Source organism: Blautia sp. HCP3S3_D9, from assembly GCF_052063845.1.
In the GTDB taxonomy this organism is placed as follows: domain Bacteria; phylum Bacillota; class Clostridia; order Lachnospirales; family Lachnospiraceae; genus Blautia_A.
This window is the reverse complement of sequence record NZ_JBQHWS010000275.1, coordinates 1-1,285: the sequence shown is the minus strand read 5'-3', so window position 1 is coordinate 1,285 and position 1,285 is coordinate 1. Positions and strand designations below refer to the sequence as shown.

The 1,285-nt window shown below is 39.7% G+C and carries 1 protein-coding gene; it reads right to left on the bottom strand.

Going from position 1 to position 1,285, the window contains the following annotated elements; genetic code table 11:
• Positions 1 to 34 precede the first annotated feature (34 nt).
• Positions 35 to 1,222 carry an IS701 family transposase gene (locus tag ACTNES_RS20845; RefSeq protein WP_423229998.1) on the bottom strand — a complete coding sequence of 396 codons (1,188 nt, stop codon included), beginning with the start codon at positions 1,220 to 1,222 and terminating at the stop codon, positions 35 to 37.
• Positions 1,223 to 1,285: the final 63 nt, after the last annotated feature.

Below are 1,285 nucleotides of genomic sequence, written 5' to 3'. Positions count from 1 at the left end.
CTATAAATGAGCAAATTTGAAAAATTGCACAAAACTACACTGCGAATTTCATAAATGAATCAAAATCATTGCTTTCCTTTGCGCATTGAAAAAGATAACGATACTTTTCCAGCTGAATGGTATCACAGATTTCGTGATATCCAGTTTCAAACGAACAGAACCTACCAGTACCCACTGCACACATGAAATGTGCCAGTGACATAAGTAGCCAGTACCTTTTGATTCCCTGTGCAGAGCGTATCTGATAGCTGTCCAGTGCCAGTTTATCCTTACACTGGCGGAAAAATACTTCAATCGGCCATCGACACACATACCAGGAAAGAATCTCCTGTGTAGACAGGGCTGCGTTTGTACTGATGAAAGCACGCAATGCTTTGGGATTACCAAATGCTTTTTCCGGATAACTCAAAAGAACTACCGCATTTTCTATGCCGTTGAGGTTTCCCTCGTACCGGTACACATAATAGTTTCGTTTTTTGACTGTCACAAGGTCAAATTCACGATGTGTAACAGACAATTCGGCGGCCAGTTCACGAAGTTTCTTTTTCATTCCCGATGGATACAGCAAACGGTTTGTTTTCAAAGCACCGATGGTATGGAACCCTCTCTGTGCAAAGGTATTGATTATCTTTTCAGAAACATACCAGCAGTCGCAAAGAAAATAGGACATTACCGGTGGAACAGGCAGCTCCTTTGCAATGCTTTGTACAATGTCAATCTTGGAAATTGACTTATTGTACATTACAAAAGCATAGTTCAGAACAATGCCATTGCAGGAAAGCATAACAGCAACTGCCTGATGCCCGTAATCCGGTTTTCCCTTTAAATGGGATTGGTGAAAATACGCATCTTCAATCGGATGTAAAGCCTGTGACGAAGGCTTTGTCTTTGAAGCAATCGTATCGTCCACAATACAGAGAACAGGTTTTCCGGTGCGTGCTGCTTCTGAATAAATAATCTCAATGACAGAGCATTTTAACGTATCTGAAAGTAAGGAATCATCCCATTTTCCGGAATTGAGGAAATGGGCAATCGTAGTTCTGTGGCAGGAACTGTTTTTAGCAAAGTCCGTGGTTTTTCCATGATATCCTGAAATGAAAATACTGATTAGGATACTCATAAGATGGTTTATTACTCGGTTCGAATAAAATTTGCATAAGTTTAATTTTTTAAACTGGTTGTATATGAATGAGGAATGATGTATAGTATTTGCGAGAGACACCTTCTTTCGTAAATGTTGCAAATGTTTGTTTTGGCACTTTCATTATACAACACATGGAATCGA